17 protein-coding genes, 1 tRNA gene and 1 riboswitch are annotated in these 14,083 nt (G+C 69.9%); of the genes, 4 read left to right on the top strand and 14 right to left on the bottom strand.

Annotation, left to right across the window (positions count from 1 at the left end; all coding sequences use genetic code 11):
• Window positions 1-104 precede the first annotated feature (104 nt).
• The gene (locus M6B22_RS15505) at window positions 105-383 is read right to left on the bottom strand and encodes a GNAT family N-acetyltransferase (RefSeq protein ID WP_269442467.1); all 279 of its coding nucleotides are present in this window, start codon (window positions 381-383) and stop codon (window positions 105-107) included.
• Window positions 384-417: 34 nt separating this feature from the next.
• Here M6B22_RS15505 and M6B22_RS15500 point away from each other — a divergent pair, with 34 nt between their 5' ends.
• From M6B22_RS15500 to M6B22_RS15490, 3 genes are read left to right on the top strand one after another with little or no spacing between them, the layout of a single operon-like run.
• Window positions 418-1,380, top strand: a complete 963-nt coding sequence (locus tag M6B22_RS15500) for a pirin family protein (RefSeq protein ID WP_269442466.1) — start codon at window positions 418-420, stop codon at window positions 1,378-1,380.
• Window positions 1,377-1,784, top strand: a complete 408-nt coding sequence (locus M6B22_RS15495) for a nitroreductase family deazaflavin-dependent oxidoreductase (RefSeq protein WP_269442465.1) — start codon at window positions 1,377-1,379, stop codon at window positions 1,782-1,784. Before M6B22_RS15500 ends, M6B22_RS15495 begins: the two co-directional genes overlap by 4 nt.
• Window positions 1,785-1,821: 37 nt before the next feature.
• Window positions 1,822-2,007, top strand: a complete 186-nt coding sequence (locus M6B22_RS15490) for a DUF5302 domain-containing protein (RefSeq protein ID WP_269442464.1) — start codon at window positions 1,822-1,824, stop codon at window positions 2,005-2,007.
• Window positions 2,008-2,046: 39 nt separating this feature from the next.
• On the opposite strand, the gene M6B22_RS15485 is transcribed toward M6B22_RS15490, so the two are convergent.
• The 10 genes from M6B22_RS15485 to M6B22_RS15440 form a co-directional block, all read right to left on the bottom strand.
• Window positions 2,047-2,559 carry an SDR family oxidoreductase gene (locus M6B22_RS15485; protein WP_269442463.1) on the bottom strand — a complete coding sequence of 171 codons (513 nt, stop codon included), beginning with the start codon at window positions 2,557-2,559 and terminating at the stop codon, window positions 2,047-2,049.
• Between the two features lie 56 nt (window positions 2,560-2,615).
• Entirely contained in the window at window positions 2,616-3,200 is a 585-nt protein-coding gene (locus M6B22_RS15480; protein WP_269442462.1) for a DUF3501 family protein, read from the bottom strand.
• A gap of 69 nt (window positions 3,201-3,269) precedes the next feature.
• Window positions 3,270-3,692, bottom strand: a complete 423-nt coding sequence (locus tag M6B22_RS15475) for a rubrerythrin family protein (RefSeq protein WP_269442461.1) — start codon at window positions 3,690-3,692, stop codon at window positions 3,270-3,272.
• Window positions 3,689-4,102, bottom strand: a complete 414-nt coding sequence (locus M6B22_RS15470; protein WP_269442460.1) for a Fur family transcriptional regulator — start codon at window positions 4,100-4,102, stop codon at window positions 3,689-3,691. Before M6B22_RS15470 ends, M6B22_RS15475 begins: the two co-directional genes overlap by 4 nt.
• A gap of 13 nt (window positions 4,103-4,115) precedes the next feature.
• Window positions 4,116-4,361, bottom strand: a complete 246-nt coding sequence (locus M6B22_RS15465) for a hypothetical protein (RefSeq protein WP_269442459.1) — start codon at window positions 4,359-4,361, stop codon at window positions 4,116-4,118.
• 112 nt (window positions 4,362-4,473) lie between these two features.
• Window positions 4,474-5,469: a ribonucleotide-diphosphate reductase subunit beta gene (locus M6B22_RS15460; RefSeq protein ID WP_269445834.1), complete on the bottom strand. Its 996-nt coding sequence runs from the start codon at window positions 5,467-5,469 to the stop codon at window positions 4,474-4,476.
• Window positions 5,470-5,474: 5 nt separating this feature from the next.
• A complete protein-coding gene (locus M6B22_RS15455) occupies window positions 5,475-7,814 on the bottom strand; it encodes a ribonucleoside-diphosphate reductase subunit alpha (RefSeq protein ID WP_269442458.1) in 2,340 nt (779 codons plus the stop codon).
• Window positions 7,815-7,948: 134 nt separating this feature from the next.
• Window positions 7,949-8,202, bottom strand: a riboswitch (cobalamin riboswitch).
• A gap of 63 nt (window positions 8,203-8,265) precedes the next feature.
• Window positions 8,266-8,338: transfer RNA gene (locus tag M6B22_RS15450), tRNA-Leu, on the bottom strand.
• Window positions 8,339-8,399: 61 nt separating this feature from the next.
• The gene (locus M6B22_RS15445) at window positions 8,400-9,731 is read right to left on the bottom strand and encodes an NAD(P)/FAD-dependent oxidoreductase (protein ID WP_269442457.1); all 1,332 of its coding nucleotides are present in this window, start codon (window positions 9,729-9,731) and stop codon (window positions 8,400-8,402) included.
• 10 nt (window positions 9,732-9,741) lie between these two features.
• The gene (locus tag M6B22_RS15440) at window positions 9,742-10,533 is read right to left on the bottom strand and encodes a uracil-DNA glycosylase (protein ID WP_269442456.1); all 792 of its coding nucleotides are present in this window, start codon (window positions 10,531-10,533) and stop codon (window positions 9,742-9,744) included.
• An 89-nt stretch (window positions 10,534-10,622) separates the two neighbouring features.
• On the opposite strand from M6B22_RS15440, the gene M6B22_RS15435 reads away from it, so the two are divergent.
• Window positions 10,623-10,955, top strand: coding sequence for a DUF4235 domain-containing protein (locus M6B22_RS15435; protein ID WP_269442455.1), 333 nt, complete (start codon window positions 10,623-10,625; stop codon window positions 10,953-10,955).
• On the opposite strand, the gene M6B22_RS15430 is transcribed toward M6B22_RS15435, so the two are convergent.
• From M6B22_RS15430 to M6B22_RS15420, 3 genes are read right to left on the bottom strand one after another with little or no spacing between them, the layout of a single operon-like run.
• Window positions 10,948-11,835: a carbohydrate ABC transporter permease gene (locus tag M6B22_RS15430; RefSeq protein ID WP_269442454.1), complete on the bottom strand. Its 888-nt coding sequence runs from the start codon at window positions 11,833-11,835 to the stop codon at window positions 10,948-10,950. The two genes, M6B22_RS15435 and M6B22_RS15430, sit on opposite strands and share 8 nt — an antisense overlap.
• A gap of 1 nt (window position 11,836) precedes the next feature.
• Window positions 11,837-12,742 carry a carbohydrate ABC transporter permease gene (locus M6B22_RS15425; protein ID WP_269442453.1) on the bottom strand — a complete coding sequence of 302 codons (906 nt, stop codon included), beginning with the start codon at window positions 12,740-12,742 and terminating at the stop codon, window positions 11,837-11,839.
• 3 nt (window positions 12,743-12,745) lie between these two features.
• A complete protein-coding gene (locus M6B22_RS15420) occupies window positions 12,746-13,993 on the bottom strand; it encodes an extracellular solute-binding protein (protein ID WP_269442452.1) in 1,248 nt (415 codons plus the stop codon).
• Window positions 13,994-14,083 lie beyond the last annotated feature (90 nt).

Here is a 14,083-nt window from a genome sequence, read left to right as displayed (position 1 = left end):
TGGACGGGTTATCCCCCGCTGCGCTGGTTTTCCACCGGCTCGCACACACCTTCATCCACAGCCGCGTGTGCTGCGTGACGCCGCGAGCGCGCTCGAGACGGCGGCTACGCGATCAGATCCTGGTACCGCGGGTTCTTCTCCAGGTACCCCTGCACGAACTCGCAGGTCGGCACGATGGTGAGGCCGCGCGCACGCACGTCGCCCAAGGCTTGTCCGATCAGGACCTTGGCCAGCCCCTGCCCGGAGTAGCGCTCGTCGATCTCGGTGTGCGGGAAGACCAGCACATCGCCGTCCGGGTGGAACGCGGCGAAGCCGGCGACGTCGCCGTCGACGGTGATCTCGTAACGGCCGGCCTCGTCGTTGCGGCGTACCTCGGTTGCCATCGGCACTCTCCTCGAACGGCGTTACTGTCGGGATATGAGCAACCTCGACCGTACGCCGGGGCTGACACCGCTCGGCGGGTTGACCGACGTCGCCATCCGGCCGGTGCACGAACTGTTCGCCGGCCGCGAGGTGCTGCTCGGCGAGAGCACCAAGGTGCGCCGGTTGCTGCCGAACCTGGGCAGGCGCCTGGTCGGGCCGTGGTGCTTCGTCGACCACTACGGTCCGGACGACATCAGCACGTCGCCCGGCATGCAGGTGCCGCCGCACCCGCACTGCGGGCTGCAGACGGTCAGCTGGCTGCTCGCCGGCGAGGTGCACCACCAGGACAGCCTCGGCAGCGACCAGCTGATCAGCCCGGGCCAGCTCGGGCTGATGACGGCCGGCGTGGGCATCGCGCACGCCGAGCGCTCCCCCGTGCCGCACCCGGCGCTGCTGCACGGCGTCCAGCTGTGGGTGGCGCTGCCGGACGGATCGAGGACGGTCGCACCGGCGTGGGATCACCACGCGATGCTGCCCGTGCTCACCGAACCCGGCGCCCGCACCACGGTGATCATGGGCGAGCTGGCCGGCGCGGTCTCGCCGGGCCGCACCTATGCCCCGATGGTCGGCGCCGATGTGGCGCTGGACGCGGACGGCGAGGTGCTGCTGCCGCTGGAGCCCGGCTTCGAGTACGCCCTGCTCGCGATGAGCGGCTCGGTGGCAGTCGAGAACGCGACACTGACGGTCGGCTCGATGCTCTACCTCGGCTGCGGACGGCGCGACCTGCGGCTGCATGCCCCCGCCGGCGCGCGCGCGTTGCTGCTCGGCGGCGTCCCGTTCGAGGAACGGATCCTGATGTGGTGGAACTTCCTCGCGCGCGACCACGACGAGATCGAGGCCGCGCGTGCGGACTGGATGAACCAGGAGCGCTTCGGGGTTGTACGCGACGCGGGCGCACCGTTGCCCGCTCCCCCGCTGCCGGCGGGACGACTACGACCGAGAGGACGCGAACGATGACCTTGTTCGGCAAGGAGCACGTCGAGCGGTACCGGGCGACCGACGGCGCCGAGGGCTACGAGTGGCAGAAGGGGACGACGATCCTGCTGCTGGGCACCAAGGGCCGCAAGTCCGGCCGCGAGTACACCCACCCGCTGATCTTCCGCGAGCACGACGGCGCCTACCTGGTCGTCGCCTCCAAGGGCGGCGCGCCCGAGCCGCCGGCCTGGTACGTCAACCTGCAGGCCGACCCCGAGGTGACGGTGCAGATCAAGGGCGAGGTGTTCAACGCCCGCGCCCGCACCGCCACCGCCGAGGAGAAGCCCCAGCTGTGGCGCGAGATGACCGAGGTGTGGCCGGCCTACGACGAGTACCAGCAGAAGACGGCCCGCGAGATCCCCGTCGTCGTCCTCGAGCGGGCCTGAGTGGCACGGCCGCGGCGTCGCGTGCGAGGCTGGGGCCATGCCTGACAACGACGCCAAGGCCGGCGGCGACACCGACGACCCCAAGGCCAAGTTCCGCGAGGCCCTGGAGCGCAAGCGCCACCACCAGGCCGAGCGGGCGGCCGAGACGCACGGCGAGTCCAAGATCCACGAGGCGCACGGCGCCGCCGGCGCCAAGCGCACCTTCCGCCGCAAGAGCGGCTGACGGCACCGGCTCACCGCCGACACGGGGCGACTGGCGACCTCAGCGCGCAGCGAACCATTCGTCGAAGGTCTGCTGACCGCGCGGGCCTGGGCCCTTCGGCAGCAGCGCACCCCCGAACCGGCCGCCGCGCTCGCTGACCTGCAGCGTGAACTCGTGGAACTGGGTAGCCCGAAGCACGCTCGCCGGCACCGGACCGGCCATCGCGAGCGCCTCCTGCCGCTGCTTGGCGCGGTAGTAACCGAGCCCTACGCGGTCGATGCCGACGATGGACAGCACCACGTGATGCCGAACGCCGGCGCGTTGCTCGGCGGGCAGCAGGTGTTCGGCAGCACGCTCGTAGAACGCGGTCGCCTTGCGCCGGCTGGTGGTTGCCGGATCGCTCACGTCTATCACCGCGGCGACACCAGCCAGCGCCGCATCCAGTCCGGCACCGGTCGTCAGGTCGACCCCGGCCGAGCGGGCCAGCACCACGGGTTCGTGGCCGGACGACCCGGCGGCCTCGACGACGAGCCGGCCGACTCGGCCGGTGCCACCGGCCACCGCGATGCGCATGAACCCGATTGTGCAACGCGCTGCGGCCTCGGGCCGCAGCGCGTTGCCCGATCGGGTCAGGCCAGGTCGGCGACCAGCTGGGTGCGCAACTCGGCAGGCAGTTCGGTCGCGGCGCGATACGCGGGATGCTCCACCGACAGCTGCGCCGGAACGGTCAGGTTCGCCAGGTCGGCGCGCTGAGCCGGCGCCAGGTCGAAGCGGACGAAGTGCACCGAGTACGTCTGGCGATCGTCCGCCTCGTCCGGCGGCGGCACGTCCACACCGGCGATCCGGGACGAGCCGAGCCGTAGCTCGATCAGGTGCTGGATGCCGCTCAGGCCGTCCAGGCTCGTGCGGACGGTGTCCAGGTCGGCGAACTCCAGGAACATCGTCGCCGATACCGAGCCCGCCGTAGGCAGCAGCCGCCGGTAGGTCTCGATCTCCTCGCCGGCCGCTGCCTCGGACGTGATGTTCTCGGCGTAGATCATCTCCTGCACCTGGTAGCGCAGCGTCTGCTCGTTCTCGAACTCCAGCGCGAGCGCGTCACCGACCTGCACCCGCCGGCTACGGCGCAGCGGCAGCATCCGCGCGCGCACCTCGGCACGCACGGCTCGGTATTGCTCGCGGTCGAGAATCAGCTCGTCCAGGTTGAGACCGGGCACGGTTCCTCCAACGTCGTCGTGATCGGTGCGGGACGGCCCGATCGGCCGGCCCGCACCCAGGCGGCTCGCTCAGCCGCGCAGCTTGTCCAGCGCCTTCTGGAAACGGCCGGCGTGCGTGCGCTCGGCACGCGCTAGCGTTGCGAACCAGTCGGCGATCTCCTCGAAGCCCTCCTCGCGCGCGGTGGCGGCGAAGCCGGGGTACATGGCGGTGAACTCGTACGTCTCGCCGACGACGGCCGAGGCCAGGTTCTGCTCGGTGCTGCCGATCGGCTCGTCGGTCGCCGGGTCGCCCGCACCGACGAGGTACTCGGCGTGGCCGAACGCATGGCCGGTCTCGCCCTCGGCGGTGTCGCGGAACAGCTCGGCGACCTCGGGCACACCGTCCTTGTCCGCCTGGCGGGCGAAGAACAGGTACCGGCGGTTGGCCATGCTCTCGCCGGCGAACGCCTCCTTGAGGTTGGCGTGGGTCTGGGAACCCTTCAGCTCACTCATGCTCTCTCCTTGACGGTGTCCTGCGCCGCGCACCGTGCGCAGCGGCCGTGCAGTCGGACGTCGTACCCCGTGACGGTGAACGACGTGCTCGTGTTCAGCTCTCGAAGCGCGTCCGGATCGAGCCCGACCTGGACGTCGCAGACCCGCCCGCAACCGGTGCACACCAGGTGGTCGTGCCGGGTCGCGGTGCGGTCGTACCGGATGGCCTGTCCCTCGCCGGCCCGCAGCTCGCCCGCCCGGCCGGCTTCGACGAGCAGGGCGAGCGCGCGGTACACGGTCGCGGGCCCGATGCCCGGTAGGTGCGCGCGTACCCGCTCGAGCACCTGGGCCGCGGTGGGGTGATCGTCGGAGGCGGCGAGCGTGTCGAGTACCGCCTGCCGCTGCGGTGTCAGCCGCAGGTCGTCGGCCATTGCGCGCATCGCCTCAGCTCTCGGGGATCTCCTCCCACCACTGGCACCACCAGTCGGCGCCGACCAGGACGCGCAGCTTCGGGTGCCAGCAGTAGGAGATCGAGTCGTCGACGTCCAGGTAGAACAGGCAGTTCCGGCAGCGCTCATCGCCGTAGGGATGCCCCTTCAGCACGGCGTCGTCGGCGAGGATCTGCAGTTCCCGGTGCCGCGCCTCGTCCAGCTCGGTGGGCTCGGGCAACGGCAACGCAACGTCGGTCATCGGCACTCCCCGTCCTGATAACTGTTCTCACTCCAATCTGAGTATCAGGACGACGCGCCGGACAGCTGGCACCGGGATGCCGCCATGTGATCTGCAACCCTTCGCGCCGGGCCTAGAAATCGTCATCAAACGCCACCGATCCGCCCACACCGACCTGGTAGGCCGACACCTTGCGCTCGAAGAAGTTCGACAGCTCCTGGACGTCCTGCAGGTCCAGGAACGCGAGCGGGTTCGCGGTGCCGTAGATCGGCTCGAGCCCGAGCCGGCGCATCCGCCTGTCTGCCACGTGCTCGAGGTAGCTGCGCATGTCCGCGCTCGACAGCCCGGCCACCCCGCCGCCGAGCAGGTCCTCGGCGAACTGCGCCTCGGCCTCGACCGCGGCGACGATCATCTCGCGCACCTGCCCGGCCAGCTCCGCGTCGAACAGGTCGGGTTCCTCGGCGCGCACCGTGTCGACCACGTCGAAGGCGAACGCCATGTGCATGGACTCGTCGCGGAAGACCCAGTTCGTCCCGGACGCCAGCCCGTGCAACAGCCCGCGCGAGCGCAGGAAGTACACGTAGGCGAACGCGCCGTAGAAGAACAGCCCTTCGATGCAGGCCGCGAAGCAGATCAGGTTGAGCAGGAAGGCGCGGCGTTCGTCCCGCGTGCGCAGCGCATCGAGTTCGAACACCGTGTCGATCCAGGTGAAGCAGAACTCCGCTTTCACCTTGATCGACGGGATGTTCTCGACCGCGGCGAACGCCTCGAACCGCTCCCGCTCGTCGGGGACGTACGTGTCCAGCAGGGTCAGGTAGAACTGGACGTGCACCGCCTCCTCGAACAGCTGGCGGCTCAGGTACAGCCGGGCCTCGGGCGCATTGAGGTGCTGGTACAGGTTGAGCACCAGGTTGTTCGCGACGATGGTGTCGCCGGTGGCGAAGAATGCGACCAGCCGGCCGACCAGGTGTTGCTCGGCGGGCGTGAGCCGGGTCAGGTCCTTCAGGTCGCTGTGCAGGTCGACCTCCTCGACCGTCCAGTGATTCTTGATCGCGTCGCGGTACCGGTCGTAGAAGTGCGGGTAGCGCATCGGCCGCAGGGTCAGGTTCATCCCGGGATCCAGCAGCATGCCGGTCACTGGCACGCCTCGCAGCTCTCGGGGTTCTCCAGGCTGCAGGCGATCGCCGCCTGGTCGGTCACGGTCGCCTGCGCGATGCGGGTGGCCGGGCGCGAGCGCAGGTAGTAGGTCGACTTCAGCCCGGCCTGCCACGCATACAGGTACATCGAGCTGAGCTTGCCGATCGACGGCGCGGCCATGAACAGGTTCAGCGACTGGCTCTGGTCGACGTACGGCGCCCGCGCGGCGGCCAGGTCGATCAGGGCGCGTTGCGGCAACTCCCACGCGGTGCGGAACAGCTCGCGCGTCTCGGCGGGGAGCTCGGCGATGCCCTGCACCGAGCCGTCCGCGCGCTTGATCGCATCACGCGTCTGCACGGTCCACAGCCCCAGCCGCTTGAGCTCGCGCACGAGCGCGCCGTTGAGCTGCAGGAACTCCCCGGACAGCGTCTCGCGTTTGAACAGGTTGGACACCTGCGGCTCGATGCACTCGTAGCAGCCGGCGATCGACGCGATCGTCGCGGTGGGGGCGATCGCGATCAGCAGCGAATTGCGCAGCCCGGTCCGCGCGACCCGCGCGCGCAGTTCGGCCCATCGCTGCGTCTGGGTCGGCGGCACGCCCCACAGGTCCGGTTGCAGCTGCCCGTCGGCGGCACGCGTCGCGGCGAACGCGGGGTGCGGGCCGAACTGCTCGGCCAGCCCGGCTGACGTCTCCAGCGCCGTCAGGTAGATCTCCTCGGCGATCCGGGTGGACAGCTCGCGCGCGGCCGCGGAGTCGAACGGCAGGCGCAGCGCGAAGAAGACGTCCTGCAGTCCCATCACGCCGAGCCCGACCGGCCGCCAGCGCGGGTTGGACGCCGCCGCCTCGGCACTCGGGTAGTAGTTGGTGTCGATCACCCGGTCCAGGAACGGGACGGCGGTGCGCACGGTCGCGCGCAGCTTGTCCCAGTCGACCGCGTCGCCGGTCAGATGCTGCGCCAGGTTGACCGAGCCGAGGTTGCACACCGCGGTCTCGGCGTCCGAACTGACCTCGATGATCTCGGTGCACAGGTTGGACAGGTGCACGACGTTCGCCGGGTCGGCACTCTGGTTGCAGCGTGCGTTGGCGGCGTCCTTGAAGCACATCCACCCGTTGCCGGTCTGCGCCAGCGTGCGCATCATCCGGCCGAACAGCTCGCGTGCCGGCACCTGCCGCACGTACCGGCCGTCCGCCTCGGCGGCGCGGTACGCCGCGTCGAACGCCTCGCCCCACAGGTCGGGCAGCTCGGGCACGGCGTCCGGGTCCATCAGCGACCAGGCCTCGTCGGCCTCGACGCGGCGCATGAACTCGTCCGGGATCCAGTTGGCCAGGTTCAGGTTGTGCGTGCGGCGGGCGTCCTCGCCGGTGTTGTCGCGCAGCGCGAGGAACTCCTCGACGTCCGGGTGCCACGGCTCGAGGTAGACGCACGCCGCGCCCTTGCGCCGGCCGCCCTGGTTGACGGCGGCGACCGACGAGTCCAGCGTGCGCAGCCAGGGCACGATGCCGTTGGACTCGCCGTTGGTGCCGCGGATCAGCGCGCCGCGCGACCGCACCCGGGACCACGAGATGCCGATCCCGCCGGCGAACTTGGACAGCCGGGCGACCTGCTGGTAGCGCTCGTAGATGGAGTCCAGCTCGTCGCGCGGGGAGTCGAGCAGGTAGCACGAGGACATCTGGGTGTGCCGCGTTCCGGAGTTGAACAGCGTCGGGCTGGACGGCAGGTATGCGAGCGAGGACATCAGCCGGTAGAAGTCGATCGCCTCGGCCGGCGTGTGTGACAGGCCGCAAGAGACGCGCAGCAGGAAGTACTGCGGCGTCTCGATCACCAGCCGGCTGCTCGGGTGCCGCAGCAGGTAGCGGTCGTACACGGTCCGCAGCCCGAAGTACTCGAAGCGCAGATCGGCGCGGTGGTCGACGGCGAAGTCGAGCTTGCGCGCGTTGTCCTTGACGAAGCCGGCGGTCTCGTCGCCGATCAGGCCCTCGGCGTGCCCGAGCGCGATCGCCTGGCTGAACGACGCGATGCCCTGACCGCGTACCTCCTTGTCGAGGTAACCGGCCAGCAAGCGGGCGGCGAGCCGGGAGTACTGCGGCTCCTCGCCGATCATCTCCGCCGCCGTCCGGATCGAGAGCCGGTCCAGCTCGGACGTGGTGGCGCCGTCGTACAGGCCGCTGATCGTCTTGGTGGCCACGCGCAGCGGGTCGACCTCGTCCAACTCGCCCGCCCAGCGCTCGACCGCGCGGACGATCTTGTTGACGTCGACGTCCTCGGTGTCGCCGTTGCGCTTGCGCACCTGCATCGTCGTGCGCCGGGTCGGGGGTGGGGTGTCGGTGACCGTCATCTGGCTCTCTCCTCGCGAGCTCGGTCCGAAGGTCCGAGGCTGCGGGGAGGGGGCGGTCGCCGGGCCGGAGAGTAGGTGCTCCCGCCGCACGTGCCGTCGGCTCTCCCACGGAGCCTCGGACCACTGCACCCCGGTCGGGGCGCAGCGCGCTGGCAGGTCTTCGGACTCGCGGGCACGATCAGGTGCACGCACCCGATCACCTACTGACCGTCGCTTCCCGGGGCCCGATCTGGCTGGCCGGATCCCAGTGCTGTCGCTTCGTCTTCACGAAGCGGACGGTTGTCGTTCCCACTCACCGCTGCGGGGCAGTCCCGGTATCGCACCGGGTTCCCTGTTGCCTCGCACGCCCCTGGCCGGGACGCGCGAACCAGCTGCGTTGAGCACTATATGTGGACGCTCTGACAACAGGCGGCACCACATGTTCCGTCGGCGTGTCGTTCGGTCCCGCGAGTACCCCCGGTCGGACTCGAACCGACACTGGGACCCTTTTAAGGGGTCTGCCTCTGCCATTGGGCTACGGGGGCGCCGCCGACCCGATTGTGCAACGTATCGCGGCCCGACGCCGCGGAACGTTGCGCGCTCGGGTCAGGAGACCTCGGGCAACTCGCGCTTGCCGGCCGCCTGCTCGAACTCGGTCCGCGGCCGCTGCAACTGCCCGAGCGAGACGACCTCGCGGCGGAACAGCAGCGCGCCGGTCCAGTCGGCGATGATCCGCACCTTGCGGTTGAACGTCGGCATCCGCGACACGTGGTAGGTGCGGTGCATCCACCACGCCGGGAAGCCGCGCAGCTTGATGCCGTAGACCTCCGCGACGCCGCGATACAGCCCGAGCGAGGCGACCGAGCCGGCGTAGGCGTGCCGGTAGTCGCGCAACGTCCCGCCGTGCACGGCCGCCGCAACGTTGCCGGCGAGCGTCTTCGCCTGCCGCACCGCGTGTTGCGCGCTCGGCCCGCACAGCGCGTTGGGGTCGTCCTTGGTCAGGTCCGGGACGGCGGCGCAGTCGCCCGCGGCGAACACCCCGGTGACGCCCTTGACGGTCAGGTTCGCCGCGCAGGGCAGCCGGCCCTTGTCGTCCAGCGGCAGATCGGTCTGCTGCAATATCGGGTTCGCCTTGACCCCGGCCGTCCACACCAGGGTATCCGCGTCGAACTGCTCGCCGTCGGACAGCACGATCCGGCCGCCTTCGGCCGACTCCAGCCGGGTGTTGAGCCGGACGTCGATGGCGCGCTCGGTGAGCCGGTCGACCGTGTACGCCGACAGCCGCACGGACACCTCGGGCATGATCCGGCTGGCCGCCTCGACCAGCACCCAGCGCATGTCGGACGGCTCGACGTTGTCGATGTAGCGGGTGGCGTACCGCGCCATGTCCTCCAGTTCGGCCATCGCCTCCACGCCGGCGTAACCACCGCCGACGAACACGAAGGTGAGCGCGCGGCGCCGCTGCTCGGGGTCGTCGGTGGAGGCGGCGAGGTCGAGCTGGGACAGGACGTGGTTGCGCAGGTAGATCGCCTCGCCGATGGTCTTGAAGCCGATGCCGTTCTCGGCCAGCCCCGGGATGGGCAGCAGCCGCGAGATCGAGCCCGGGCACATGACGAGCAGGTCGTAGTCGCGTCGGTACGCCTCGCCCTGCACCGGCTGGACGGTCACCCGCTTGGCGGCGTGCTCGACCCTCGTCACCGCGCCGCTGAGCACCGTGCAGTGCCGCAACACCTTGCGCAACGGGACGACGACGTGCCGCGGTTCGACGCTGCCCGCCGCGGCCTCGGGCAGGAACGGCTGGTAGGTCATGTTGGACTGCGGCTCGACGAGGGTGATCTCGGCCGCCCCGCGGGAGAGCTTCTTCTGCAGGCCGAGCGCGGTGTACATGCCGACGTAGCCGCCGCCGACGATCAGGATCCGTACGGGTTGCCCTGTCATACCGTCGACGCTAGCGAACCGGCAGCCCCGCCGCATCGGCTGCCCGGGCCAGCACCGCGTCGAGCATCGGCTCGGTCAGCCGGCCGGTGAAGGTGTTCTGCTGGCTGACGTGGTAGCTGCCTATCGCGAGCCGGCCGTCGACCTGCGCCTCGACGCCGTGCGCGAAGCGCGGCACCCGCGCCGGGGTGACGATGCCGCAGGCACGCAGCGTCGGCCACAGCGAGTTCCAGCCGAACGCGCCGAGCACCACGACCGCGCGCACGCCGGGCCACAGCAGTTCGAGCTCGCGGGTCAGCCAGCCGCGGCAGGTGTCGCGCTCAACCGTGGTCGGCTTGTTCGCCGGCGGCGCGCAGTGCACCGGCGCGGTGATCCGCACCCCGTTCAGCTCCAGCCCGTCGCCGGCCGAGACGGCGGTCGGGCGGTTCGCCAGCCCGACCCGGTACAGCGCGGCGTACAGCCAGTCGCCGCTGCGGTCGCCGGTGAACATCCGCCCGGTGCGGTTCGCCCCGTGTGCCGCGGGCGCGAGGCCCAGGATCAGGATCCGCGGGTCGGGCGGCCCGAACCCGCTCACCGGACGCCCCCAGTACGGCTCGTCGGCGAAGGCGCGCCGCTTGACGTCGGCGACCTGCTCGCGCCAGGCCACCAGCCGCGGGCAGGCGCGGCAGACGGTCACCCTTGCATCCAGTTGCCGCAGGTCCCGGGCCGAGGCCGCCAGCCGACCGACGTCCGCCGCGTCGGCCGCCACCGGGGTGCGCGGCGTGGCCAGATCGCCCGGCCAGCCCGAGCCCGGCACCGCGTACATGCCCGCCAGCCTCGCACGGCGGGAGCGATCGGCCCGCGCTGGGTAGGGTCTGCAGCGAGGACGTCTTAGCAGCGCCGGACGGAGTGCACATGGCCCAGGTCGTCGGCAAGATCGGCATGAAGGTACTGACCATCGCGGTCGGAGTCCCGGTCGGCATCGCGACCCGCAAGGCGGTCGCCCGGCTGTGGGTGGCGTTCCGCCCGGAACAGCCCGCCCACACCGTCAAGGACCGCGAGGCCCGCTGGGCGGACGTGATGGGCTATGCGGCGCTGGCCGGCGCGGGCGGCGTCGCCGCGAAGCTGCTCACCCGCAAGGGCGCCGAGACCACGTACCGCAAGCTGCTCGGCGTCGAACCGCCGGCCGCCGGACCCACCCGCGAGCAGAAGCGGCTCCAGCAGGCGACCGAGAACGCGGCTACTTGATCGACCCGGCGGTGAGCCCGCCGACGATCTTGCCCTCGATCACCGCGAACAGCACGATCACCGGGATGGTCGCGATCACCGAGCCCGCGAACAGGTGCCCCCAGTCGACCGAGTACTGCCCGATGTAGTTGTGGATCGCGACCGTGAGCGGACGCTGGCTCGGCTCGCTGGTGAGGGTCAGCGCGACGATGAACTCGTTCCACGCGGCGATGAACGTGAAGATCACCGCGGTGACGATGCCGGGCAGAGCGAGCGGCAGCGTGATGCGCCCCATCGCGCCGAGCCGTCCCGTCCCGTCCACCATCGCCGCCTCCTCCAGTTCGACCGGGATGGAGGAGAAGTAGGCGTTCAGGATCCAGACCGCGAACGCCAGGTTGAAGCCGGCGTTGACCAGGATCAGCGACAGGGTGGGGCTGGGCAGGTCGAAGCTGAGGAACTCGCGCTGGATGCCGACCAGCATCGCGGCCGGCTGGAACATCTGGGTCACCAGCACGAGCAGCAGGAACAGGCCGCGGCCGCGGAAGCGGTGCCGCGCCGTGTAGTACGCGGCGGGCAGCGCGACCAGCAGCACCACCAGCGTCGCCCCGCCGGCGACCTGCAGGCTCACCTTCAGGTTGTCGCCGAACCCGGTCTTCCAGATGCTGGTGAAGTTGCTGAAGTCCCAGTGCTTCGGGACGTAGCCGCGGTCGCTCAGCTCCTTGGCCGGACGCAGCGCAGTGATCACCATCTCTGCGTACGGCAGCAGGAAGACGATCGCGATCAGGTAGCCGAACAGGGCGAGGATCACCGTGCGGCCGCTGCGGCGGCGCGGCGCGCGGGGGCGGCGCTCGGTGCCGGTGGCCTCGGATCGCGGCACGGGCGCGGCGACGGTGGCCGACACGTCAGTTCACCTGATCCTTCCAGCGGGTCGCCTTGAGGAAGACGAGCACCACGATGATCACGAGCAGGAAGTTGATCACGGACATCGCGGCGGACTCGCCGATGTAGGCCTGCTTGAGCTGGTACATGAACACGGTCGTCGTGCTGGTCTCGTGCCCGGGTCCGCCGCCGGTCATCTCCCAGATGATCGGGAACGAGTTGAACACGTTGATGACGTTGATCAGCGCCGCGACCAGGAACGCCGGGCGCAGCAACGGGAGCGTGATCGAGCGGTAGCTGCGCCACGGCGACGCGCCGTCCACCCGGGCCGCCTCGTGCAGCTCGGGCGGGATCGTCTGCAGCCCGGCGAGCAGTGCGTAGGTGGAGAACGGCAGCGAGACGAAGACGGCGACGATCATCATCCAGACGAACGCCGAGAACGGCCGGCCCAGCCAGTCCGCCTCGTTGCTACCGAACTTCACCAGGCCGAGGTCGTGCAGGAACACGTTGACGACGCCGCTGTTGGAGTCCAGCGCCCAGCGGAACACCAGTGAGGTCATCACGACCGACGCCGCCCAGGGTGCGATCAGCGCCCATCGTGCGACGCGACGGCCCGGGAAGCGCTGGTTGAACAGCTGCGCCAGCGCCAGTGAGAGCAGCATCGTCACGGCCACTACGACGACCACCCAGGCCACGGTGCGCAGCAGGATGCCGCGCAGGTCCGGCTCGTCGAACAGCGCGCGGAAGTTGTCCATGCCGGCGCTGCCGATCAGGAAGCCGTTCGGGGTGAAGTGCTGCAGCGAGGTGCGGAACAGCACCACGACCGGCCAGATCACGACCACGCCGACCAGCGCGATGGCCGGGCCGAGCCATAACAGGGGTGCGGCCGTGCGGGTGACCCGCGCGGCCGTTCCCTTGCGTGCGGGCAAGCCTCAGCTGCCCTTGGTCGCGGTCTGCTGCAGTGCGCTCAGCACCGACTTCGGGTCCTTGCTGACGATCGTCCCGATACTGGTCTGGATCTGCGACTTGACCGTCGACCACACCGGGTCGTTCGGGTACTGGACGGAGTTCGGCAGCGCCTTCAGGAACGGGGCGAAGACCGGGTCCGAGCTGAGCGCCTGCACCCCGGAGTTGGTCGCCGGCAGCAGGTCGTACTCCTTGTCGAATGCGACCTGGTAGGTGTCCTGATAGGCGAAGTCGAGGAACGCCTTGATCTGCGCCTGGTGCCCGTTGCCGTTGAACGCCGAGACGTTGTCGCAGACGCCGAGGGTCTTGTCCAGCGGGCCGGTCTTGCCCGGGATCGGCACCGAGGCCCAGTCGGCGTCGCTGAGCTTGCCGCCGCTCTTGATGATCGGGATGAGCGCACCCTGCCCGTTGATCATGCCGATGTCACCGGAGGCGAACTGCTTCCACAGGTCGGTGCGGTTCTTGGTGCCCGGGTTGGGCTCGGTCGCGCCGGACTTGACGAGGTCGGCCAGGAACTGCATCGTCTCGACGTTCTGCGAGCTGTCGATCGTCCACTTGCCGTTGTCCTGGTAGCCGCCGCCGTTGCCGAGCATCCACAGCAGCGTCTCGGCCTGGGCCTCTTCCTTGCCCAGCGGCAGCCCGAAGCCGACCTTGCCGAGCGCCTTGATCTTCAGCGCGTCGGTCTTGACGTCGTCCCACGTCTGCGGCGGGTTGGCGATGCCGGCCTGGGTGAACAACTTCTTGTTGTAGAACATGGTGCGCGAGCTGGTGGTGAACGGCATCCCGTACTGGGTGCCGTTGTAGGTGCCCAGGTTCGCGAACACCGGGATCAGGTTCTTGAACGTGCTGTCGGACATCACGTCCTTGGCCGGGTAGAGCAGCTTGGCCTGCGCGAAGTCCGGGAAATAGTCGCCCTCGGTGATGTCCGGGTAGTTGTGGTTCTGGACCATCGTCTTGACCTGGTCGTCGAAGTCGTTCCAGTTGATGGTCTGCACCTTGACGGTGATCTTCGGGTTCTGCTTGTGGAAGGCGTCGGCGATGTCCTGCCAGTACTTCTGGCTGGTGTTCTCCGGGCCGGTGCCGTAGTCGGCGGCGACCAGCTTCAAGGTCGTGGTCCCGTTCGTGCCGCCGCCGCCACCGGAACTCCCGCAGCCGGTGATGGTCAGCGCCGCGGTGAGCGCCAGGCTCACGGCACCGAGCAGACGTCGCTTCATGGACGAGGACCCCATTTCATGACATGTACCAGATTGTGTCGGTGGGCGTTCGCTCGAGAACCTACCCCGAACCGGCGCACTGGTCTATAC

The organism is Jatrophihabitans cynanchi, assembly GCF_027247405.1.
Classification (GTDB): Bacteria; Actinomycetota; Actinomycetes; order Mycobacteriales; family Jatrophihabitantaceae; genus Jatrophihabitans_B; species Jatrophihabitans_B cynanchi.
This window is presented reverse-complemented; position numbering and strand designations above follow the sequence as displayed.